Genomic DNA, 22919 nt, shown 5'->3' on the forward strand with positions numbered 1-22919 from the left:
GAAAAGGAAGTGTTAGCATGGAACCAATCAAAATTGGTATTGGTGGACCTGTTGGTGCAGGCAAGACAAAATTGGTTGAAAACCTGACCCGTGAACTGAGTGATGAAGTGAGCATAGCGGTCATTACAAATGATATTTATACAAAAGAAGATGCGAAGATATTGGTGAGATCTGGAATACTTCCTGATAATCGGATTATTGGGGTGGAGACTGGGGGATGCCCACATACCGCCATACGTGAGGATGCATCAATGAACTTCGCTGCAATTGAAGAGTTAGAGGAAAAACACCCTGATCTGGAACTCATATTTGTAGAAAGTGGTGGCGATAATTTAGCTGCGACCTTTAGTCCGGAACTGGTTGATTTTTCCATTTATATTATTGACGTTGCCCAAGGAGAAAAGATCCCGCGTAAAGGCGGACAAGGCATGATTAAATCGGATCTCTTCATCATCAATAAGACTGATCTCGCTCCATATGTCGGTGCGAGCCTTGAAGTAATGGCGTCAGATACAAAAGTGTTCCGCGGCAATAAGCCCTTTGTATTTACGAATCTGAAAGACAACACTGGAATAGATCAAGTGGTTGATTGGATTAAAGCGCATGTATTATTAAAAGGATTAGAGCAGGATGTCTGATTGGACGGGAATTCTTGAGCTTGATGCGGAGGAGCGTCAGGGGAAAACAGTCACTAAAAATGTATATTTTCAAGGGGCATTTAAAATTATGCGCCCTGTTTATCATCATCATTCCAACCACCCCAGTTACTATATTTTAAATCCGGGTGGCGGGTATTTAGATGGTGATACGTATAGAATGAAAGTAACACTAGATGAAAAAGCGAAAATAACCCTTACGACACAATCTGCAACAAAGGTTTATAAAACACCAAATATACCAGTATATCAGGAAACAGAGTTTTTCTTGAAAAAGGATAGTTACTTGGAATATCTGCCTGATCCACTTATCGCCTATAAAAATGCTCGTTATATCCAAAAGAATATCGTTCATATGGAAAAAGGAGCAACACTGCTTTATTCTGATATTTTAACACCTGGATGGTCACCGGATGGAGAGCACTTTAGCTATGAGTTCCTACGTCTGATTAATGAGGTTTATATGGATGAAGAGCTGGTTGCTTTTGATCATGTTAAATTAAATCCTAAAGAGCAGGTAATGGATGGACTTGGTGTGATGGAAGGATATACACATTTAGGCTCATTTATAGTAGTATCTGAGAAGGCTGATTCAGCGTTACTTGATCTACTATATGAAGCGATCCAGCAGGAAACAGAAGCTTGTAAGGCAGGATTGTCTGAGCTTGCTACTGCAGGATTTGCGATTCGGGTAATGGCTAACTCCACACAGGTAATTGAACGAATATTTAAGGAATTACATCATATAATAAGTTTGAAATGGTTTCAAAAAGAACCGAGTTTTCTAAGGAAATATTAATAGTTTAGAGCCCGGCGAACGTAAATGATTGCCGGGCACTATTTTTGATCAGGAAATTATAAATTAATAAGTAGTGAGGGATTATGTATGAAGCATTGGAATAAACTGTTGGTTTTAGGTATGGTTTTTATTTTTTTAAGCATAGTAGGTGCTTGTTCGGAAAAAGACAAACAACCATCTACATCGACAGCTACAAAGACAGATGAATTGGTTTTAGCTATTGGCGGGGAACCTAGCGAGGGGTTTGACCCTACAACAGGCTGGGGACAATATGGATCACCACTGTTTCAGAGTACACTACTGAAGTATGATGAGAATTTAAATGTGCAAAGTGATTTAGCAGAGGATTATACAATAAGTAAGGACGGCCTGGAATGGACGATTAAGCTTCGTGATGATGTGAAATTCTCAGACGGTGAAGATCTAACCGCTAAGGATGTTGTTTTTACGTATGAAACAGCTAAAACAAGTGGATCTATCATTGATTTGAGTAATATGGATCGGATTGAAGAGCGCGATCCACAGACAGTTAAAATTACCTTGAAACAACCGGAATCCACATTCATCTATCTACTTACAACTATTGGCATTGTACCAGAGCATGTGTATGATGATTCATATAATGAAAACCCAGTTGGCTCAGGTCCATTTCAATTAGTTCAATGGAATAAAGGTCAACAGCTTATCGTGGAAGCAAACCCCTATTATTATGGAAAAAAGCCTTACTTTAAAAAACTAACCTTCTTATTTTTGTCAGAAGATGCTACATTTGCTGCCGCCAAGTCAGGTGAAGCAGATGTCGTATCTATACCACCGACCTTCGCTAAAGAGGCTATTGCCGGAATGGATCTAGTTGAACTGAAAAGCGTGGATAATAGAGGGATTATGTTTCCATATATACCAGCGGGTGAAGAAACAGAGGACGGTTATCCTATTGGTAATGATGTAACATCTGATGTAGCTATAAGAAAAGCCATTAATAGTGCAGTGGATCGAGATGCCTTGGTAGAAGGTGTACTGGAGGGTCATGGAACGCCAGCATTTACTGCGGCAGATAACTTGCCATGGTGGAATCCAGACACAGTAATAACAGATAATCAGTTGGAAAAGGCAAAGCAAATGCTAGAGGATGCCGGCTGGATGGAAAATGAATCAGGAATCAGAGAGAAGAATGGACTAGCAGCATCATTCACTTTACTCTATCCAGCAGGGGATCAAATTCGCCAATCATTATCGATTGCATTTGCTGATATGATAAAACCTTTAGGAATAGATGTTAAAACAGAAGGTACAAGCTGGAATGAATTAGAAAAATTAATATATTCCAATCCGGTCATGATGGGTTGGGGAAGTCACAACCCACTTGAAATTTATAATTTATACAGTAGTGAAACAAGAGGACAGGGATTTTATAATTCCAATTATTATTCCAATCCTGTTGTAGATCAATATATGCGTAAAGCAATGCATGCAACATCACCGGAAGAAGCGAATGTGTATTGGAAAAAGGCCCAATGGGATGGTGAAACGGGCTTTTCCGTACAAGGAGATGCTCCGTGGGTATGGCTTGTGAATCTGACCCATCTATATTATGTGAATGATAACCTGGAAATTGGTGACCAGAAAATTCAACCACATGGTCATGGATGGCCTGTGACAGACTTTATTGAAAAATGGCATTGGAAGGAATAGAAAGAGGGGGAGAAATTGCAATATAAGCGAATTGGTTTATATATCCTAACAAAATTTGCAAAGCTAGTATCCTTACTTATTACAATCTGTATTCTATCCTTTTTGCTTGTAAGCTACTCTCCGATTGATCCTGTTCAAACCTATGTAGGAGCTGACATGACAAGGGTTAGTCCCGAACAACGGGAAAACATCGCCACGTACTGGGGATTGGATGAATCGAGGACAGAGCAGTTTCTCAGCTGGGGAAAAGCTGTCCTTCAAGGAAATCTAGGAACATCATTAATTTATCGTGACTCCGTTGCTGATGTAATTGCCGAACGATTTCTTATGTCTCTTGTGTTAATGGGGGTTGCCTGGGTATTGTCGGGGGTCTTTGGTTTCCTATTGGGAATAACTGCCGGAATGCGTGAAGGTACAATTGTTGATCGAATCATTAAAGGGTATTGTTTTTTGCTTGCATCAACACCAGCTTTTTGGCTGGGATTATTATTATTAATGTTATTTTCCGTGTCGCTTGGCTGGTTTCCGGTCGGACTTGCATCACCAGCAGGTATTCTTGCTGAAGACGTAACATTTGTGGAGAGGGCAAGACATTTATTTCTTCCTGCTTTGACACTTAGTATGGTAGGTGTAGCTAATGTAGCATTGCACACAAGGCAAAAATTAGTTGAAATCCTTCATAGTGAGTTTGTCCGGTTTGCCAGAGCGAAAGGAGAAAAGGACTTTTCTTTGTTATGGAGACATGGATTGCGAAATATTTCACTTCCGGCAATTTCCTTGCATTTTGCCTCGTTTGGAGAGCTTTTTGGTGGGGCAATATTAGCTGAACAGGTATTTTCCTATCCGGGACTCGGTCAGGCTGTTGTACAAGCAGGGCTAGGCGGAGATGTACCACTATTATTAGGGATTGTCTTATTTAGCACACTGTTTGTTTTTGCTGGTAATTTGCTCGCCGACCTATTGTATAAGCTAATCGATCCAAGGATGAGAAAGGGAGAAGTCCAATGATCGAGAGAACAATGAATCATAAGTGTAGCAGCAGCTGGAATTTAAGGCGGAGGACACTTACTATAATAATTATTGCGGGTTTATTGCTGATTGCCATAATCCTAAGTGGTGTATTGTTTGGTGCACAAAAGCTGGTGGTGAATCTGCCACTTAGAAATATCCCCCCATCATTTGCCCATCTTTTTGGCACAGATTGGCTGGGACGGGATATGCTGGCCCGTACGCTTAATGGGCTAGCTTTAAGCTTTGGTGTGGGATTGACAGCCGCATGTATAAGTACGATTATTGCACTTATCCTAAGTTTGCTCTCCTCAGTGAATAAAGTGATGGATGCTGTGATTACATGGTTAATTGATCTTTTTCTCAGCATGCCACATATCGTTATGTTGATTTTAATTTCATTTGTCGTTGGGGGTGGATTTAAAGGGGTTGTGATTGGACTTGCTTTAACACACTGGCCCAGTTTGACACGTTTGCTCCGTGCGGAAGTTCTGCAGTTGAAAAACATGGATTATGTGGCAGTTTCACTAAGTTTGGGGAAATCCCGTTTATGGATTGCACGACATCATATACTGCCACATCTGATTCCTCAGCTTATCGTTGGCTTTATTTTATTATTTCCACATGCTATATTGCATGAAGCGGCAATTACTTTCCTGGGATTCGGTTTATCGGCTGAAACACCAGCAATTGGAATTATATTATCAGAATCGATGGGTTATTTAACAACAGGAATGTGGTGGCTGGCGTTTTTCCCAGGTCTGTCCTTGTTAGTTATGGTAGGTATTTTTGATCTGTTGGGCCGCAATATTCGCAGACTAATTGATCCTTTTCATAGTCAAAAATTTTAAAAGGAGATGAGGGATGATGGGTTTACATCACATTGAAAAATCACAATCGCCAATATCTGCTGAAAATGAAATTCCGCTATTTGAAGTGAATCATCTCTCTCTTGCGTTTCGGCAATATAAAAAGGGATTGCGTGAAACGAGAATACAGGTGATCCACGATTTTAATCTGAAGATTCATCAAGGAGAAATTGTTGCTGTTGTTGGTGCTAGTGGTTCGGGGAAAAGTCTACTAGCAGATGCCATTTTCGGAATTTTACCGGAAAATGCCGATGTAAAAGGAAGCCTAAAATTTGAAGAAGAAGAATTGACGAGGGAGAAACAAAACCGTCTGCGAGGAAAGGATATTGCGTTGATCCCACAATCAACGAATGCGCTGGATCCATTGATGAAAGCAGGTAAACAGGTTCAATCAGTTATAAAGAGAAAGGATAAGAAATCGATCCAGGAAAGAATCTTTCAAAAGGTTGGCTTATCAAGAAAAACGGGAGATATGTATCCATTCGAATTATCAGGAGGAATGGCGAGAAGAGTGCTTGTTTCAACTGCAATGGTTAGTGAAGCAAAGCTTGTAATAGCCGATGAACCAACACCCGGGCTGGATGAGCATGCACGCAGTGAAACGATTCATTACATTAAACAGCTTGCAGGTGATGGAAAGGGTGTCATGTTTATTACCCATGATATTACAGCAGCTCTGGAAATTGCTGATAAAATCGCTGTTTTCTATGCAGGGGAAACAGTAGAAATTGCCAATATAGAAGATTTCACAGGAAAAGGCGAGAATCTGCGCCATCCATATACAAAAGCACTATGGAATGCATTGCCCCAAAATGACTTTATTGCACTGCAAGGTTCACAGCCCTTTCCAGGTGAAGCTGTAAAAGGATGCGCTTTTGAACCACGTTGTCCAATTGCTGCAAAATATTGTACACAAACAAGCCCACAGGTTAAAGCTATTTCGGGTGGAATAGTAAGGTGTTTTCATGCTTGAAGTAAATGGTGTTAGTTATCGATATCAAAATAATCCATGGTTGTTCAAGCAATTAAACCTAGCCATTCATCCAGGGGAAGTAGTTGGTCTTTATGGTAAAAGTGGTACTGGTAAAACGACACTGGCAGCTATAATTGCTGGATTAAAAAAACAGATGGAAGGTACGATTAAAGTTGATGGTGATTCATACCCAATAAAAAATACGCATCCTGTTCAGCTAGTCTGGCAGCTTCCGGAAAAGGTTGTTAATCCAAAATGGAAAATGAAAAAAGTCCTTGCGGAAGGTGGAGATTTGGATCCTGAGCTTTTGACTGCTTTAGGAATTAAAGCGGAGTGGCTGAACCGCTATCCGAGCGAGCTTTCAGGCGGAGAGCTGCAGCGGTTTTGTCTTGCACGTGCACTTGGGTCAAAGACCAGGTATTTGATTGCTGATGAAATGACTACAATGCTTGATGCAATTACGCAGGCGCAAATTTGGTATGCAGTGTTACAACTGGTGGAGAAACGGAATATTGGAATGCTGGCAATTAGTCACGACCCTTATTTGCTCAAGCGTGTTAGTGATCGCATCATAAACTTTGATGAACTTGTTGGTAATGTATACTAGTAAACTTTTGAAATTCTCTAATTGCTAATTAAGAAAATAGTGCTTTTATCCGAAAGAAAATACTTTCGATGACAATAGATTTCTACTATCCTATATAAATGTGGAATAAATAATCGGGGATTGGGGAAGAAATAAGTAACTATTAAATTAGCGAGGTGATTATATTGGTTGATAATTTTGAAGTGAAAAAGGTTTATGAAAAACGTACGTATGAGCGTAATCGGTTTAGTTTTTCGATGAAAGGCAAGGAGTATAAAGGGAATTACCACGAAGATGAAATCCAATGGCTCCATCCCTATCCCAAGCAGGATCTTGATAAAAGTCAATTAGACTGGATTGAATCTGAGGTTCGCCGCTTATTAGGTGAACATGATGTTTTGGAGAATGTGGATGAAATTGAAGTTACACCAATGCTTGAGGATCAATCATATGATGCCCATCAATTTAAATTAAATATTGATGGTGAAGTATTTAAGGGCATGGTTCGTGAGGGTAAATTAGAATGGTTTCATCCAAAACCAAGACGAAAACTGAAGGATGAAAGAGTGGAAAAGGCAGAAAGGAAAGTCCATGAGAAAATGAAAGAACACTTGAATGAATAGTATAACAAAAAGTCCTGATCGCTGATTAAAGTGGATCGGGGCTTTTTTATTAATTATATGTCAATCATTACAAAGATTCATCTAAATTATAAACTCGCTTCTTCCATTTCCTCCTGATATTTCAAATACCATCTGTTCCAAAGAGATCTTCTGTTACGGATGGTGGTTCCATCAAGCAAAGCCTGGATTACCTCAAGGCAAACATGCCACCCAGCCAGATCCTTTGGAGTATGGTCGGTTACTTCATGAAGATATTCCTTGAATACCAGTTGACATCCGAAAGAGTTAGGCTTCAGTTCAAAACGGACGGAATTTTTATCCCATGTGAAAGCAAATATATTCTTGGGGTCAACCTCAAGTATCTTCATTCTCTCATAATTGCCATCCTGCATATCAAAAAGAAGTTCACTGCCCTTTTCTAATTCTTTCATTTCGAGTTCGGGGAACCACTGCTGCAGTTTATGATTGTCTGTTAGATAGGACCATACTTCATCAATTGGATAATAGAACTGCCTTGTGAATACCGCAACAGCAACTTCACCGGATTTATCAATTTTAACTTGCATCTAATCTCCTCCAATAATAACATCTATTAATAGAATAATTGACATTTATGTTGTTTACAAGATAGTTCATGGAAAACGAAATGTAAATGGCATAGAGTAAAAATTATAAAAAAAGGCAAAGAGAAGAAAGAAGGAAAGGAATTTAATAAACGAAGAATTAAATTCAATGTATAGAAACTAAGAGTGATTATGAACACTAACAAAGAGGCTGCGGTTTTTACCGCAACCTCCTAATTATGACTTTTTACTATTCTTCTCATTGGGAATGTACTTGGTAAAATATGCAGCAAGTATTAAACAAATTAGCGCCAGCCCCCAAGATATAATCCCATTCCATTCGAAGTTAATGCGAAAGCCAACTAATAAGATTACTCCGCTTAGGGCAATAAAGAATGCTGTTAAATATCGCTTCACAGTAAACACTCCAAAAATTTAAGGTAATATATCATACTATTTACTATTATAGTATGCGCATTGTCCAATTTCTATATTATTGTCCGGCAACATCTCTTTTTGTGAAGAAAATCCAAGATAAAAATAAAAAGATGAAATAGTAAATGATTAACATTGTAACTGAAAATCCTAAGGACATATCCTCAATCCAAGGGGTATTGCCATTTACATATTGACTTAAATCTGTATTTGCAAACAGAATAAATTTTGCCCATGAGCGTTCTGAGAAAAACATCACAATTTGGTTTCCAGCCATCATTAGGAAAATTGCTGTTCCAATCGCAAGGGCACTATTTCGGAAAATAGTTGAAATCATAAATGCAAATGTAGCCATCATGACTAAGTTAATAAGTTTGAAACCATATCCTGAAACAATCTCACTTATAACAGATACATGGTCGTAGCCGCCGCTTTTTTCCAATACGACATGAGGATCAAGCCCATTTACACCGAAGAAAACAGCACCGGTAATCCAGGAGAATACCAGAACAAAAAGTAAAGTGAAGAGGGCAAACAACAGAACAGCTGTGTATTTTGTCAAAAGCATTTTTGTCCTTGTAATTGGACGGATTAACAAAAGCTTAATCGTTCCCCATCTGAATTCATTCGCTACAATTCCTGCAGAAATGATGATTGTCAATAGACTGACCACAGATAGCAGCAATTGGTTTTCCATAACGAATTGCCACGTATCATAACCTGTGGGCTGAATATCATTTTCCAGTTAGTAATTGTTTTCTGCAATTAAACTGGAATTCAAATTCTCCATAAACTCTTCTTCTTCCATTTCCTGTGTCAGCTGCTCATTTTCAGCCTGTAATTCTTCGCGCCAGTTTTCCCCTGTATATTTATCATCAGTCTCATCAAAGGTATTTGTCAGAACCGCTAGTCCTATAATAATTCCTGCCAAAATGATATACATCATCCAGGTTGACTTTCGGATATATGTTTTTATCAGTTCATTGTTAATTAACTTAAAGAAATTACCCAATTCGATTCTCCCCAATCAAATCCAAAAATTTATCTTCCAGTGTTGCTTTTGCTGTGCTTACCTGATAAATAGCTAATTCATGCTGGACAAGTGTCTGAACGATAGCAGGTATTGTTTCCTTTTCGGTCTGGAATGCTAAAGTACCGTTTGTAGGAATTGCTTCTATTTCATAATCTTCCTTTAGCAGTTTTATTGCCTTATTCTGTGGTGTTGCTTCAAGTTGCACCTGAATTAAATTTTTCTCTGTAGATTCAGTGCCTGTAAAGTCATGAACAGCCTGAATGGCCATTAGCTCTCCGTTTTTAATAATTCCAATCCGGTCACACATCAGCTCAATTTCGGAAAGCAGGTGACTGGATATGATAACAGCAACATCTTCTTCCTCGGCCAAGCTTCTTATGTATTGCCGGATTTCCCGGATACCAGCTGGATCCAGTCCATTTGTTGGCTCATCTAGAATTAAAATAGATGGCTTATGCAGCAAGGCTTGAGCAATCCCTAAACGCTGCCTCATTCCCAATGAGTATTTTCCGACCCTTTCCTTGATCGGTTTTTCCATTCCAACTAGTTCAATAACCTCTTGTATACGTTCCTTTGTGATACCTGGGATCATCCGTGCATAATGCTCGAGATTTTGCATCGCAGTCATAAATGGATACATCTCAGGATTTTCTACGATGGCACCAACTTCACGAATGGCCTCTTTAAAGTCAGTTTTGATACTTTTTCCTAAAATACGCACATCCCCGTCAGTCAGCTGCATTAAGCCAACCATCATTCGGATGGTTGTTGTTTTTCCGGCGCCATTTGGGCCGATAAACCCAAATACTTCTCCCTTATTAATGGTAAAAGATAAGCCTTTGATTATCTCCTTCTTGCCAATTTTCTTCTTTACATTAATTAATTCCATGGCAACTTTTGACATACATATAAAACTCCATTATTAAATCTACTAATTATTACGGATATGGAAATAAAAAGTTTCATAAACATAAAAACCGCCTTACTTTTTTAATGAGCAAGACGGTAATGCGACATATAGTCTATTTTAAGTTTGGATTTTCATTTTTAGCTTCATTTACTCGTGGTCTACGATAGTCTCCAGCAATATCAGCATGTTTAAAAGCTTTTGAGTACTTGACTTCCTGTGCATCAGACAGTTGTTTGTTTTTAGTAGGTTGATATTGTTTATTTTTCATTGCTAAAAATCCTTTCTTTAAAAAATTAGCTTTCTATGTATTATCTTCCCGAAAAGAATAAAGTAAAACTTTCTAAGATACTTTAAGTAGTTTAGAATTATCGGTATACTAAAGGTAACTAAAAATTCAAACTATATGGGGTGTAATGATGAGCGAAGTTGTTATCGTTGATGGCTGCAGAACTGCTGTTGGGCGAAGGAAGGGAATGTTTAAAGATTACCGGCCGGATGAATTAGCGGCTGTTGTCCTGAAGGAATTGATAAAACGTACCAGTGTGGATAAACGTACAGTGGAAGATATAATCTTGGGGTGTGTGACTCAAGTAAATGAGCAAGGCGGCAATATTGCAAGAACTGCTGCTTTAATTGCTGGGTTTCCAAAACATGTACCGGGAGTAACTATCGACCGTCAATGTGGTTCGAGTCAGCAGGCTGTGCACTTTGGGGCACAGGCAATTGCTGCAGGAGATATGGATATTGTTATTGCTGGTGGTGTTGAGAGTATGACCAGGGCACCAATGTTTTCCAATATGGGAAATGCAATGCCAAGCAAACAACTGACAGCTAAATATGAAATTGTAAATCAAGGGATTTCTGCAGAAAAAATTGCCGATCAATGGGACTTTACCAGAGAACAATTGGATAAGTTTTCGCTGCAAAGTCACGAAAACGCTTTAAGGGCAATTCGTGAGAGGAGATTTGAGAAAGAAATTGTACCTGTGGAAGTAACAAGGGAAGATGGGGCGTCCAGTACCGTTTTAATCGATGAGGGACCAAGGGGAAATTCAAGCGCAGATGCATTAGCCAACTTGGAACCCGTTTTTAAAGAAGATGGAAAAATTACTGCAGGTAACGCCAGCCAAATGAGTGACGGAGCAAGTGCTGTACTTTTAATGGCTAAAGAAAAAGCCGACGAACTTGGATTGAAACCAAAAGCAAAGATTATTGCAAGAACTGTTGTTGGTTCTGATCCTACTTTGATGCTGACAGGGCCAATTGCAGCTACCCGGAAGGCTTTGGAGAAGGCAAATCTATCAATGGAAGATATGGATAGATATGAGGTGAATGAAGCATTTGCATCCGTGCCATTAGCCTGGTTACAGGATATTGGAGCAGATCCGGATAAGCTGAATGTAAATGGTGGTGCAATTGCACTTGGTCACCCGCTCGGAGCCACGGGCACCAAATTACTTGTCTCTTTAATCCATGAATTGGAGCGCATTGATGGAAAATATGGGCTGCTTGCTATTTGTGAAGGTATGGGGATGGCGAATGCAACAATCATAGAACGTATGAAATAGGGGGAGATCACAGATGGAACTGAATGAATTAAAAGCAATTGTAACAGGTGGCGCATCGGGATTAGGAGAAGCGACCGTCCGTAAAATTATTGCATCCGGTGGAAAAGCAGTCATTTTTGATTTGAATCAGGAACGGGCAAACAGGTTAGTTGACGAACTTGGTGGAGAAAATGTTCTGTGTTTGGAAACGGATGTTACAAGTGCAGATCAAGTTGAAAAGAATATGAACGTAGCTATCAAGAATTTTAGACAAGTCAATGCGTTAGTAAACTGTGCAGGGATTGCTACACCAGGAAAGGTTTTAAGCAAAAAAGGAACAATGGAATTATTGGCATTTGAAAAAGTAGTACAGGTGAACTTAATTGGGACGTTTAACGTTATTCGGGTAGCTGCTGCTTATATGAGCAAAAATGAACCGAATATAGAAGGGGAACGGGGAGTGATTATCAATACAGCATCCGCAGCAGCTTTCGAAGGACAAATTGGGCAGGCGGCATATAGTGCATCTAAGGGCGGGGTAGTCAGTATGACCCTGCCACTTGCACGGGAATTTTCGTCAATAGGAATCAGAGTAATGGCTATTGCCCCAGGTCTATTTGAAACACCGATGTTTGATGCACTCCCTGAAGCGGCAAGGCAGACTTTGGGAGATACTGTTCCATTTCCAAATCGGCTTGGGAAATCATCCGAGTATGCAAAAATGGTAGAGTGCATCATCACGAACCCGATGTTGAATGGGGAAGTGATCCGGCTCGATGGTGCACTGCGCATGCAGCCAAAATAGAGGGGTGAATAAAATGGGAAAATATCGTTTTGAAACAAAGGAACATGAACTTTTTCGCAAGACATTGCGTAAGTTTTTGGAAAATGAAGTAGAGCCAAACTATGATAGATGGGAAGCAGATCGACTCATTCCGAAAGATCTTTGGCTGAAACTCGGAGAAATGGGGTTTCTTTGTCCACATGTGGAAGAATCCTATGGCGGACTTGGACTTGACTTTAGTTATTCTGTGATTATCCTGGAAGAGCTTGAGAGGATTGGAACGAGCCTGACAGGTGTAGGATTGCATTCAGATATTGTTGTACCATACATTGAATCCTATGGAACAAAAGAACAGAAAAAACGTTGGCTGCCAGGCTGTGTAGAAGGAAAACATATTACTGCAGTTGCAATGACAGAGCCAGGTACCGGATCGGATCTAGCCAATATAAAAACAACCGCCATCCGTGATGGAGAAGATTATATTGTAAATGGTCAGAAAACCTTTATCACAAATGGAATACAGGCAGATCTCATTTTGGCTGTAGTTAAGACAGATCCAAAGGCAGAACCTAAACATAAAGGGATAAGTGTGCTGCTGGTTGAAGCAGGGATGCCGGGCTTCTCACGTGGTAGAAAGCTTGAAAAGGTTGGAATGCATGCACAGGATACTGCCGAGCTTTTTTTTGAAGATATCCGTGTTCCTGCAGCCAATTTAATTGGAGAGGAAGGAAAGGGCTTCCGATATCTGATGGAAAAGCTGCAGCAGGAAAGACTTGTTGTAGCAATTGCGGGGCAAGCAGCATCAGAAGAAATGGTAGAAATGACCTTGGAATATGTAAAGTCACGAAAAGCCTTTGGTAAAGCAATTGGTTCCTTTCAAAACACGCAATTCAAGTTAGCTGAAATGGCGACACAAGTCGAGCTCGGGCATTCCTTTTTGGAAACATTGATTGAAGACCATATAGCGGGAAAAGATATGGTAACAAAAGTATCGATGGCAAAATATTGGCTGACAGATACCGCAAAGCAAATCGCTTCAGAGTGTATGCAGCTGCATGGCGGTTATGGTTATATGGAAGAGTATAAAATTGCAAGAAGATACCGGGATGTGCCTGTTGCGGCAATTTATGCTGGCACAAATGAAGTGATGAAAATGATCATAGCGAAAAATATGGGGTTGTAAGCAATTAAAAAATAATGATAGGATTTCCATCATTATATCATAGATAATTTGCAAAAAAGCTTCATGGTCCGATTTGAATGATAATGATTTAGCATCAATTTATCACGTATTAACGGGCTGTAATACCCCCATCTCCAAGCGTGAGAAATCCCAAACGTGAAGGTTGGGGAGGGCCTTGTGTCATCCCCTTGTGGTATAAACAGCCCGTAAATTTCCTGATTCTGTTCAAGGGCCTTTAGGTCATGCCATGAGTTACTAACATTCAGTGGGGGAGGAAGGGAAACCCCCACTGAATGAAGTTTCACTTTATGAAAAATCGAATACTTCTACAAGTAAGTCTATTCGTTCTATTCTTTTCCATCCCTTATTCTTTGCCCATTATGTTATGATAAAAGAAAAAAATAAGGGGCAGCTGAAAATGAAGAAGCTGAAGATTACGGGTCTGTTATTACTGCTGATTTTTACCGCATTTATAACAGCATGTACAAATCAAAAAGAAGTTATTCAAATTACTGAACATGAATCAAAAGCAGTAATGATTCAACCTAAAGCTCACAAGGAAATCGAACAGGAAATAACTTTTACAGCAATTGGTGATGTATTAATTCATGCACCAGTATATAATGATGCTCGAGTTGAAGACGGTTATGACTTTACCACAATGCTTAAAAAAGTGAAGCCGTATTTAAGTGATTCAACGATTACGATCGCAAATCAGGAAACGATGATTGGCGGAGAAGCATTGGGATTATCCTCATATCCTTCTTTTAATAGTCCATACGAAATTGGTGATGCATTAAAGGATGCAGGTGTAGATGTTGTCTCCATAGCCAATAATCATACATTGGATCGCGGGGAAAAGGCCATACAAAATGCAATAAAACATTGGGAAACAATAGATATGATGTATACGGGAGCATATAAAGACCAAATTGACCGTGAAAAACTCCGAGTATATGAGACGGAAGAGGGCATTTCAATTGCTTTTTTGTCTTATACGTATGGCACAAACGGGATTGTTGTACCTTCGGGGAAAGATTATTTGGTTAATCTGATCGAGAAGGATCGCATTTCCAGGGAAGTCGCTATGGCAAAGGAACAGGCGGATGTGGTGGCATTGAGTTTACACTTTGGTAAAGAGTATGAACGTATGCCAAATGAAACACAGAAAGAGCTTGTTCAGTTTGCTGCTGATGAAGGAGTTGATATTGTTATTGGGCATCACCCCCATGTGTTGCAGCCTGTAGAGTGGGTTATGGGGAAGGATGGTAATAATACATTCGCCATTTATTCATTAGGAAACTTTTTGTCAAACCAGCAGGATCTGTATCAGCGAATTGGAGGAATTATAAGTTTCTCTATTAAGAAGTCTTCGCAAGGCAGCGAAGTGAAAATCCATTCACCAAAGTTTATTCCGACATTTGTTAAATTCAATCAAGGCTATACTGATTATGAAGTTATACCAATGTATCAGATAACAAATGAGGACTTGTCAGCTGCAGCCAGTCATTATGAGGAAATAAAGGCACATATGTCACAATGGATGCCTGAAATTGAATTTGTGGAGGAGTAAAAACGGACCAATTTGGATTTGCCGTTCAGATCGAGCCTTTTTTAGATAGACATAACGAAGCTCAATTTAGGATTGGAGATTTAGGAACCCATTTCATTCTAAGCGTCTTTTCGGCTAATTCGAATTGTCTTAATTTTTATTGTGCACGCACTGTTTTTACATTGTTGTGAAGGGTTAATTTTGTCATTTTATCACTCCAGCATATCTATAAACACGATGGCTGCTCCTGAAAGTAAAATAGCCGTTGCCAATAACCAATACTTATTAGAAGTGGAAATAAATTTCCCATAACAAAAAGCTCCAACCATACCAATCAATAAACTTAATAATTCACCGTAGCTTTCATTGATAACATATTTATACAAAATCATAAGGCTAATGACTATAAAAGCGAATGCCCCTACAGATGCTAATGCAAAGTCGTTATCATACTTGCGACCAGCATCCATTTTTTCATTTTGCGCAGCTTTTATTTCTTCTTTTTTCATATTGTCACCTACACCATTCTTAATAAGTCAATTTGACACTTCCATCTTAAGTGATTATCGCACTGTTGTCAATTTTAAATTTCCAATTATTAGAATTATTAAAATTAAATTCAAACGATTTGAGAAAGAGTGATATGCAATTTTTTGAACACAAACTATAATTAAATTTATATAATATAGCCACCATCCAATTGACATCGCAGTGCATGTCCAAATCTGGATAAATTCAATCCATTCCATTAGTTTCATTTAAGGAAATGCTGATCTCTTAACCAACTGAATATAATTGTAATAGAAAAATTATCTATAAAATGCAAGTGTTATTTGGTATAATTATCTCTATGTGATAAATAATTATCTGGGAGCATAAGGGAGATTTGTAAAAATGGAATGGAGAAATATATACCGTGGCTTATTGATGGGTGCAAGTGATGTAGTCCCTGGTGTAAGTGGTGGAACCATCGCTGTTTTGCTTGGGATTTATGATCGGTTAATTGCGGCTATTAACGGGTTTTTAAGTAAAGATTGGAAAAAACAACTAGGTTTTTTAATCCCGCTTGGCATTGGAATTGTCATTGCAATATTTTTATTAGCCAGTTTAATTGAATGGTTGTTTGAACATTTCCCGGGCCCAACTCAGTTTTTTTTCCTTGGTTTAATTCTTGGTGTTCTGCCCTATTTATTTCATAAAGCAGATGCAAAGCAAACATTTAAAATGAAGCATATTTTATTGCTGGTTATTGGGGTAATCATCGTTGCTTCCATGGCCTTTTTTAACCCTACTGAAGGTGCAGTTATAGCAAATGTAACGGGATCAACCTATATTTTACTTTTCCTTTCAGGTTTTATCGGTAGCAGTGCGATGATTATTCCGGGGATTAGTGGTTCCTTTATGCTATTGCTTCTTGGTGTATACACTACAGTCATTTCTGCTATTAGTAACCTTCAACTGGATATCATTGCAGTAACGGGTCTGGGTATTGTTGTTGGGTTAGTTGTTATGAGTAAAGTAATTAATTTCTTTTTAACGAATTATTTCACGGGGACATTTGCTGTCATTATCGGTTTAGTAATTGGATCTATTTTCGTTGTGTTTCCTGGCTGGCCTACGGGCACATTCTTATTACTTCTCAGTGTTATAACTTTTGGCGCAGGTCTGTTTGTTGCATACATTCTAGGAAGAGTGGAGTATAAAGAATAAGCAAACAATAAGACAAGTACTCAAAAAATAGCTACAATGACTGTAGAGGGTTAAATAAAGGAGTGTAAATGAAATGGAACAGATACAAACAGAAGATAAATTTAATGAGATTATTCAGAGTGAAGAACCAGTTATCGTTAAGTTTTTTGCAGATTGGTGTCCAGATTGTAAACGAATGGACATGTTTATTGGTGACGTTTTGAAGGAATTTAATAACTATAAATGGTATGAAGTAAACAGTGATGAAGTAAAAGGACTTGCTGAAAAATATGAAGTAATGGGCATTCCAAGTGTACTAATTTTTCAAAATGGGGAGAAGAAGGCACATCAACATAGTGCGTATACGAAGTCACCGGAGTCTGTTACCGAATTCTTGCATCAGCAATTAGGCTAAATAAAAACGATCATTCATTAATTTGAATGATCGTTTTTATTTAGCAGGCGAAGTACAACCTTGTATTCAAATACTCATTTAATATCAACAGGTTTTAATTAATCAATTGTAAATGTCAGATTATTTGCTTTGCTGAAATATAATTTTCCGTTATCCAATTGTACTGAATCATTGTTTATTTCCAGCTGATAAATCATCCTAAATTGTTCCTTGGCTAATCGGCTGCCCCATGTGATTGCTTTCAGCTGTTGTTTATTAATTAAACGCTGATCATTCGGCAGATTTTTCTCATTTCCCCACTCAAGTAGAAAAGGAAGCTCTGCCTCTGTACTGGATTTTGGAAAAAGCATGCGCCAGCTTAAAGTAGATCCATCAGGCCTTTTCCTGCTCCCTGGAATTGGACCAGTACAAGAAATATGTGATCCATCAAAATGTGCGACGTACTCGTCCATGTTCTCCGTTCGTAATGCAAATTGAATGGGCCCTTCCACATTTTTATGAAAGGACGTTACCAGTTGCTGGATTAATGGATTATCTGATTTTGCAGCCAAATTCTCATCAAGGATACCAAGCCATTCGATATAGCAGTTATTTTGAAAATAGGCCAAGTAGTTATACGTTCCCCAATTTCCGTGCTTGCCTCCCTCTATTGTTGTAACTCCATATTTTTTACCAAAATCATGTCCTGCTTTTGCGGGATCTTTTGCAGCGATAATTATATGGTCAATTGCCAGCATAGAATCAACTCCTTTTTAGAGGATGTTCAAAAAAAGTTCGGTAAAAATGACACATCGTAAGGGATCTTCTACTAAGTACCGACACGCCCTGGGACTGCGCTAAAGCTCGCCCCACCGAAACCCCTAGGACTATGCAAGGATCACCGTACCAAAAAAGCTATTGTGTCGAACGTAGAAGTCAGCACAACAAGCGAGAAGCCCATTCCTCATGTATGAAAAGCATACATTCCGGTACCGGGAACTACACCGCCTCGAACTTCTCGCTCCTTTTTAACCTCCTTTTTAACACGTAATTTTATTTGTTTCTTATCGTAATTTTATAGGCTTCTTAGTATAATGAAAAGAAATATATACTATAGAAAAATTGGGAAGGGGAGCTTTTATATGCAAAATCCCATACTTTATGAATTTCCACATGAATTTAAAACAGAACGATTATTAATCCGCTTGCCACTTCCTGGAGATGGGGCACTAATTTATCCAGCAATCAGAGAAAGTACACAGGATCTCAAGAAATGGCTGCGATTTGCACAAAACGACCAAACGCTGGAAGAGACAGAAGCAAATGTTAGAGAGGCACACGCAAAATTTTTAACACGTGAAAATTTGCGTCTGCATATTTTTCGTTTAGAGACAGGTGAATTTATTGGGTCATCCGGCCTTCATCGGATGGACTGGGATGTGCCTAAATTTGAAATTGGCTACTGGATTGATAGCAGGCAGAGTGGAAAAGGGTATATGACCGAAGCAGTTCAGGGTATTACTGAGTTTGCTTTTACAAACCTGAAGGCAAACAGGGTGGAAATCCATTGTGACGCAAAAAATCTCAAAAGCAGACGGGTACCTGAACGGTTAGGATATGCACTTGAGGGAATTCATTATAAGGATTCAATTGCAGTAGACGGGGATGAATTACGAGATACATGTATTTATGCAAGAGTAAAATAAATCATATGATATTGTACAGATACAGACATAATAAAAAGCAGGTGGATAAAATGGAGCAGGCAGCTATTCTAATCGTAGAGGATGAGAGGAAGCTAAGCCGTGTTTTGCAATTAGAGCTTGATTATGAAAATTATAAAACAGAAATTGCTGCTGATGGGAAGGAAGCACTTCGCTTAATGGAAGAAAAAGAATGGGATTTGGTTTTGCTCGATATTATGATTCCGAAGTTAAGCGGCCTGGAAGTTTTAAGAAGGATAAGAAGGACAGATGCAAGTACACCAATTATTTTATTGACCGCTCGTGACGAGGTTCATGATAAGGTTAGTGGGCTAGATCTGGGTGCCAATGATTATATAACAAAGCCATTTCAAATTGAAGAATTACTTGCACGTATTCGAGTACATTTAAGAACACCGCAGGTAAAAAAAGGAAATGGAGAACAGCTTTCTATTGGAAATTTACATGTTGATATGAATAGACGGGAAGTAAAGCGGGCTGAAAAACAGATTGAACTTACCCCACGTGAATTTGATCTGCTTGTGTGTCTGTTGAAAAATAAAAATATTGTCCTGACTAGAGATAAGCTGATTGAGCAGGTGTGGGGATATGATTATTTTGGTGATACCAATGTAGTCGATGTTTATATTCGCTATTTACGTCAGAAAATCGATAAGGGCTATGACGTAGCCTATATCCAGACCGTTCGTGGAGTTGGGTATACGATCAAGGATCTGGACGAATGAAATTAAAAATAAAAATACAGCTTTTTTCAAGCCTATTTATGCTTGTCTTGGTATTGCTTGTGAATACGTCAATTTATTTTTTATTCTACAAAATTACGTCTGACAGTGAATTGGAGCAACTGGCAGATCAAGCTAATCTTCTTGTGCAAACATTGGCTGAAAACCAGACGATCACTGAAGCGGAAACGAGTGAGTTAATCTATGCTTATTTACCGTCAAATGGTATGGCTAAGGTGTTTACAGAGGAAGGCAGGGCGATCGAATGGCTTTATAAAGGGGAAAATGCATTTAATTCGTTAGAAGGAGAATATTCCACAAGGGAATCACAAGCTATTATTTCACCAATGGATGGTGTAAGTGTTGCCGTTATTTCCAAGCCAATTATATGGAATAATGGAGAAATTGTCACATTACAAGTATCCAATAATTTAATTGATTTTCGGGAAACAATGAAAACCCTGTTTTATGTACTTGTTGTAGCCTCCGCAATTATGCTGATTCCTTCGGTTGTTGCCGGAGCGGTGTTAAGTCGCTTTTTATTAAATCCAATAAAAAAATTAATTCAAACAATGAAAGAAAATACAGAACATGCAAAATGGCAGAAAATTGATGTGGAAAATAGATCCAAGGATGAACTGTATGAAATGGAAAAGACATTTAATGAAATGATTGACTATTTGAAGGATAATTTTGAGAAACAGGAAATTTTTGTTTCTGATGCGTCCCATGAATTAAAGACTCCGATATCAATTGTGAAAAGCTATGCACAGTTACTTGAGCGAAGAGGGAGCGAGAATCCAGCGCTTGTTAAGGAATCTATCGAGGCAATTGACTCGGAAGCTGATCGGATGCAAAAGCTGGTGGAGCAGATGCTGTCACTGGCAAAAAACAAACAGACATCAGCTGTGCAACTGGTTAATTTTGTTGAACTATGTGAGGAGACTGTGAGTACCTTTAGTAGTGCTTATTCGAGGGAATTAAATTTTGAAAAAAATGTAGATAAATTATTGGTAAATGGCAACAGGGATCAACTGGAACAAATTATTTATATTTTAATTGATAATGCCTTAAAATATAGCAAAAATGAAGTGAATGTAAGTATTTTTGAGCATAATAATGAAGCAGTTTTCAAGGTCAGAGATTTTGGAAAGGGAATACCTGATGAAGAACAGGAGCGAATTTTTGAACGATTTTACCGAATGGATAAGGCTAGAAGCAGGGACACAGGTGGCACCGGATTAGGCTTAGCGATTGCAAAAGCTATCACGAAGGAACATCGGGGCGATTTATCTGTAACCAGTATAATGGGTGAGGGCTCAACGTTTACATTGAGATTGCCATTGGGGAAAGTGAGCGAATGAATTATAAAGGAATATGATAGAGGTCTTTAGAAAACCGCAGAAGGAGGGAAATGCTTGAAAAAGAAAACAGTCATTATTATTGCAGCAATTGCCGGAGCGGTTGTTTTAGTGTGGGGCATTTTCCAATCCGGTGCATCAACAGCGAATCAAGAACTTTCAACAGATGAGATGCGTGAACTGATCTCAAGTCAATATCCCGGAGAAATTACAGAACTGGAGTTGGAAACAGGTAATAGTGAGGTGGTTTATGAAGTAGTAGTTGAAAACAACGGGAAAGAATACGTTATTCGCATGGACAGAATTTCTGGTGAAGTGTTGAATATGAAAGAGACTTTGGTCAGTGAAAATAATGCAAAAGATAAAAATGCTCAAGCTGATACAAAAAATAATAGTGATGCTAATCATGAGGGAAAGAAAAATGAAGCAGATAGTAGTAATGAATCTTCGTCTAATGCTGCTGTAATCGGCACAGAAAGAGCAAAAGAAATTGCATTAAATGAATTTCAGGGGACAGTGGTTGAACTGGAGCAGGATGAGGATGATGGCAGGCTCATTTATGATATAAAAGTTGAAAATGGCGAGGACGAGGCAGAAATTGAAATTGATGCCTATACGGGGGAAGTTATTATGGTGGATATTGATTTAGAAGATAATTGATGAAAGGCTATCAGATGGAGGTAGACTCGGGTTGGTTAATGAATTGAAAAATATAGTTAAAAGATTAGAGGAAGAAGAAGCAAAATCGCTTTTATTACAAATCCTTCTTCGGGTCGATATGCAGGAGGAAACAGAATACACGAAAGAACAGCTGGTGAATGATCTGGGTAAGATATATAAAGATCTAGTTGACTATAAAACGAAGCCGAAAGTTGCTGCAAGAGATTATATTAAGTTCCATATCGTATTCGGAGATTCCATAGCAGGAAGTTTGAAAATGGCTTTAAAAGCTATGAACTTACAAGAAAAGGAAAAGGTAATCACATTATCGACCATATTTTCTATTGGGCCGATCTGGAAATTGCATCAGGATAGTGGGGTTGACCAAAGATATGAATGGCTGGAAAACCATCTTATTTTTGATGATGAGGAATTAGAAAGGAATAAAAGTCACGTAACAGATTCCATCAAAGAAATCACTTCACTACCGGAAAATATACCTATTATCATTTGGACTGGAGAAAACGCTCACGAGCAAACAGGAGTAAGATTTGCTTTACATATTTTACAAGGGAAGAGCAATGATATTCTGTTAATTAATGCGACAAATGCATTTAATGCCCTTTATAGTCAAGCCGACATTGAATATCTTCTACTGCATTCAGGTGAAATGGATCCAAAGGAATTAAGGTTCATTTATGAAAAAAGTAAATCAATTCAACCTATATCTCATAAGGAGCGGAATAAGCTTGAAGAAGAATGGGAAGCGTTAGCTACCAGGCAAGAAGTGTTTCGAGTTTGGGAGAACGGGGAAATTTGCAGCGTGACGGAAGACTATTATGATGATCTGATTATCAAATCAGCTGGGAAATTACATAATCAACAGAAAAATAAAGAATTTATAAAATCAGCACGTGTCATCGGTGAAGTTTTCGGGGATTTAGAGCAATATGTTGGTGACAGCTATTTGGAATACAGGGTAAGACAGTTAATATTAAATGGTGTTTTCATAATAGAAGGTGTTCCAAAAGCAATGCGATTTTATAGCGTGAAATTACGATGATTTGATTGGACGAGTTGCTTTTGCAAGATCGGTAATATGTCGGTCATTTAATCAATAATCAATAATAAAGACTATCAGCTATAGAAGAATTAG

General features: G+C 38.6%; 25 protein-coding genes and 1 pseudogene. 19 read left to right on the forward strand and 7 right to left on the reverse strand.

What is annotated here, in order from left to right; all coding sequences use genetic code 11:
* Window positions 1–17: 17 nt before the first annotated feature.
* From ureG to AC6HVZ_RS13915, 8 genes are all read left to right on the forward strand, one after another.
* The gene (gene ureG, locus AC6HVZ_RS13880) at window positions 18–638 is read left to right on the forward strand and encodes an urease accessory protein UreG (protein ID WP_497558770.1); all 621 of its coding nucleotides are present in this window, start codon (window positions 18–20) and stop codon (window positions 636–638) included.
* Window positions 631–1455 carry an urease accessory protein UreD gene (locus AC6HVZ_RS13885; protein WP_497558771.1) on the forward strand — a complete coding sequence of 275 codons (825 nt, stop codon included), beginning with the start codon at window positions 631–633 and terminating at the stop codon, window positions 1453–1455. Before ureG ends, AC6HVZ_RS13885 begins: the two co-directional genes overlap by 8 nt.
* A gap of 87 nt (window positions 1456–1542) precedes the next feature.
* A complete protein-coding gene (locus tag AC6HVZ_RS13890; RefSeq protein WP_497558772.1) occupies window positions 1543–3147 on the forward strand; it encodes an ABC transporter substrate-binding protein in 1605 nt (534 codons plus the stop codon).
* A gap of 15 nt (window positions 3148–3162) precedes the next feature.
* A complete protein-coding gene (locus tag AC6HVZ_RS13895) occupies window positions 3163–4155 on the forward strand; it encodes an ABC transporter permease (protein WP_497558773.1) in 993 nt (330 codons plus the stop codon).
* Complete coding sequence (locus AC6HVZ_RS13900) at window positions 4152–5006, forward strand: ABC transporter permease (protein ID WP_497558774.1); 855 nt, start codon at window positions 4152–4154, stop codon at window positions 5004–5006. Before AC6HVZ_RS13895 ends, AC6HVZ_RS13900 begins: the two co-directional genes overlap by 4 nt.
* Window positions 5007–5022: 16 nt before the next feature.
* Window positions 5023–5997 (forward strand): ABC transporter ATP-binding protein, encoded by a 975-nt coding sequence (locus AC6HVZ_RS13905; RefSeq protein ID WP_497558775.1) that lies wholly within the window; start codon window positions 5023–5025, stop codon window positions 5995–5997.
* Window positions 5990–6604 carry an ABC transporter ATP-binding protein gene (locus AC6HVZ_RS13910; protein ID WP_497558776.1) on the forward strand — a complete coding sequence of 205 codons (615 nt, stop codon included), beginning with the start codon at window positions 5990–5992 and terminating at the stop codon, window positions 6602–6604. The genes AC6HVZ_RS13905 and AC6HVZ_RS13910 overlap by 8 nt, the downstream gene beginning before the upstream one ends.
* A gap of 155 nt (window positions 6605–6759) precedes the next feature.
* Window positions 6760–7206 (forward strand): DUF5342 family protein, encoded by a 447-nt coding sequence (locus AC6HVZ_RS13915; protein ID WP_497558777.1) that lies wholly within the window; start codon window positions 6760–6762, stop codon window positions 7204–7206.
* An 86-nt stretch (window positions 7207–7292) separates the two neighbouring features.
* Here AC6HVZ_RS13915 and AC6HVZ_RS13920 read toward each other — a convergent pair whose 3' ends face one another.
* The 5 genes and pseudogenes from AC6HVZ_RS13920 to AC6HVZ_RS13940 all read right to left on the reverse strand — a co-directional run bounded on the left by AC6HVZ_RS13920 (window position 7293) and on the right by AC6HVZ_RS13940 (window position 10415).
* Window positions 7293–7772, reverse strand: coding sequence for an SRPBCC family protein (locus AC6HVZ_RS13920; RefSeq protein WP_497558778.1), 480 nt, complete (start codon window positions 7770–7772; stop codon window positions 7293–7295).
* 234 nt (window positions 7773–8006) lie between these two features.
* The gene (locus tag AC6HVZ_RS13925) at window positions 8007–8186 is read right to left on the reverse strand and encodes a hypothetical protein (protein WP_497558779.1); all 180 of its coding nucleotides are present in this window, start codon (window positions 8184–8186) and stop codon (window positions 8007–8009) included.
* Between the two features lie 76 nt (window positions 8187–8262).
* Window positions 8263–9216 (reverse strand): annotated as a pseudogene (locus AC6HVZ_RS13930) (ABC transporter permease).
* The gene (locus tag AC6HVZ_RS13935) at window positions 9209–10141 is read right to left on the reverse strand and encodes an ABC transporter ATP-binding protein (protein WP_497558780.1); all 933 of its coding nucleotides are present in this window, start codon (window positions 10139–10141) and stop codon (window positions 9209–9211) included. The pseudogene AC6HVZ_RS13930 and the gene AC6HVZ_RS13935 overlap by 8 nt, the downstream one beginning before the upstream one ends.
* Before the next feature lie 118 nt (window positions 10142–10259).
* Complete coding sequence (locus AC6HVZ_RS13940; RefSeq protein WP_497558781.1) at window positions 10260–10415, reverse strand: YfhE family protein; 156 nt, start codon at window positions 10413–10415, stop codon at window positions 10260–10262.
* A gap of 148 nt (window positions 10416–10563) precedes the next feature.
* Here AC6HVZ_RS13940 and AC6HVZ_RS13945 point away from each other — a divergent pair, with 148 nt between their 5' ends.
* The 4 genes from AC6HVZ_RS13945 to AC6HVZ_RS13960 all read left to right on the forward strand — a co-directional run bounded on the left by AC6HVZ_RS13945 (window position 10564) and on the right by AC6HVZ_RS13960 (window position 15234).
* The gene (locus AC6HVZ_RS13945) at window positions 10564–11715 is read left to right on the forward strand and encodes a thiolase family protein (protein ID WP_497558782.1); all 1152 of its coding nucleotides are present in this window, start codon (window positions 10564–10566) and stop codon (window positions 11713–11715) included.
* Between the two features lie 13 nt (window positions 11716–11728).
* A complete protein-coding gene (locus AC6HVZ_RS13950) occupies window positions 11729–12499 on the forward strand; it encodes an SDR family NAD(P)-dependent oxidoreductase (RefSeq protein ID WP_497558783.1) in 771 nt (256 codons plus the stop codon).
* A gap of 13 nt (window positions 12500–12512) precedes the next feature.
* Complete coding sequence (locus AC6HVZ_RS13955) at window positions 12513–13661, forward strand: acyl-CoA dehydrogenase family protein (RefSeq protein WP_497558784.1); 1149 nt, start codon at window positions 12513–12515, stop codon at window positions 13659–13661.
* 418 nt (window positions 13662–14079) lie between these two features.
* Window positions 14080–15234, forward strand: a complete 1155-nt coding sequence (locus AC6HVZ_RS13960) for a CapA family protein (protein ID WP_497558785.1) — start codon at window positions 14080–14082, stop codon at window positions 15232–15234.
* A 191-nt stretch (window positions 15235–15425) separates the two neighbouring features.
* On the opposite strand, the gene AC6HVZ_RS13965 is transcribed toward AC6HVZ_RS13960, so the two are convergent.
* Window positions 15426–15722: a DUF6442 family protein gene (locus tag AC6HVZ_RS13965; RefSeq protein WP_497558786.1), complete on the reverse strand. Its 297-nt coding sequence runs from the start codon at window positions 15720–15722 to the stop codon at window positions 15426–15428.
* A gap of 385 nt (window positions 15723–16107) precedes the next feature.
* On the opposite strand from AC6HVZ_RS13965, the gene AC6HVZ_RS13970 reads away from it, so the two are divergent.
* Both AC6HVZ_RS13970 and AC6HVZ_RS13975 read left to right on the forward strand, forming a co-directional pair.
* Window positions 16108–16923 carry a DUF368 domain-containing protein gene (locus tag AC6HVZ_RS13970; RefSeq protein ID WP_497558787.1) on the forward strand — a complete coding sequence of 272 codons (816 nt, stop codon included), beginning with the start codon at window positions 16108–16110 and terminating at the stop codon, window positions 16921–16923.
* 73 nt (window positions 16924–16996) lie between these two features.
* The gene (locus AC6HVZ_RS13975) at window positions 16997–17317 is read left to right on the forward strand and encodes a thioredoxin family protein (protein WP_497558788.1); all 321 of its coding nucleotides are present in this window, start codon (window positions 16997–16999) and stop codon (window positions 17315–17317) included.
* Window positions 17318–17415: 98 nt separating this feature from the next.
* Here the strand turns inward: AC6HVZ_RS13975 and AC6HVZ_RS13980 are convergent, their stop codons facing one another.
* Window positions 17416–18054, reverse strand: a complete 639-nt coding sequence (locus tag AC6HVZ_RS13980) for a VOC family protein (protein ID WP_497558789.1) — start codon at window positions 18052–18054, stop codon at window positions 17416–17418.
* Window positions 18055–18438: 384 nt separating this feature from the next.
* On the opposite strand from AC6HVZ_RS13980, the gene AC6HVZ_RS13985 reads away from it, so the two are divergent.
* The 5 genes from AC6HVZ_RS13985 to AC6HVZ_RS14005 are packed head-to-tail and all read left to right on the forward strand — an operon-like array spanning window position 18439 to window position 22826.
* Complete coding sequence (locus tag AC6HVZ_RS13985) at window positions 18439–19002, forward strand: GNAT family N-acetyltransferase (RefSeq protein WP_497558790.1); 564 nt, start codon at window positions 18439–18441, stop codon at window positions 19000–19002.
* Window positions 19003–19052: 50 nt separating this feature from the next.
* Entirely contained in the window at window positions 19053–19745 is a 693-nt protein-coding gene (locus AC6HVZ_RS13990) for a response regulator transcription factor (protein ID WP_497558827.1), read from the forward strand.
* The gene (locus AC6HVZ_RS13995; RefSeq protein ID WP_497558791.1) at window positions 19742–21106 is read left to right on the forward strand and encodes a HAMP domain-containing sensor histidine kinase; all 1365 of its coding nucleotides are present in this window, start codon (window positions 19742–19744) and stop codon (window positions 21104–21106) included. The genes AC6HVZ_RS13990 and AC6HVZ_RS13995 overlap by 4 nt, the downstream gene beginning before the upstream one ends.
* 54 nt (window positions 21107–21160) lie before the next feature.
* On the forward strand, window positions 21161–21763 hold the full coding sequence (locus AC6HVZ_RS14000; protein ID WP_497558792.1) for a PepSY domain-containing protein: 603 nt from the start codon (window positions 21161–21163) through the stop codon (window positions 21761–21763).
* Window positions 21764–21794: 31 nt separating this feature from the next.
* Window positions 21795–22826: a DUF1835 domain-containing protein gene (locus AC6HVZ_RS14005; protein WP_497558793.1), complete on the forward strand. Its 1032-nt coding sequence runs from the start codon at window positions 21795–21797 to the stop codon at window positions 22824–22826.
* The last annotated feature ends 93 nt before the right edge of the window (window positions 22827–22919 follow it).

Source organism: Oceanobacillus sp. NCCP-135, from assembly GCF_059698015.1.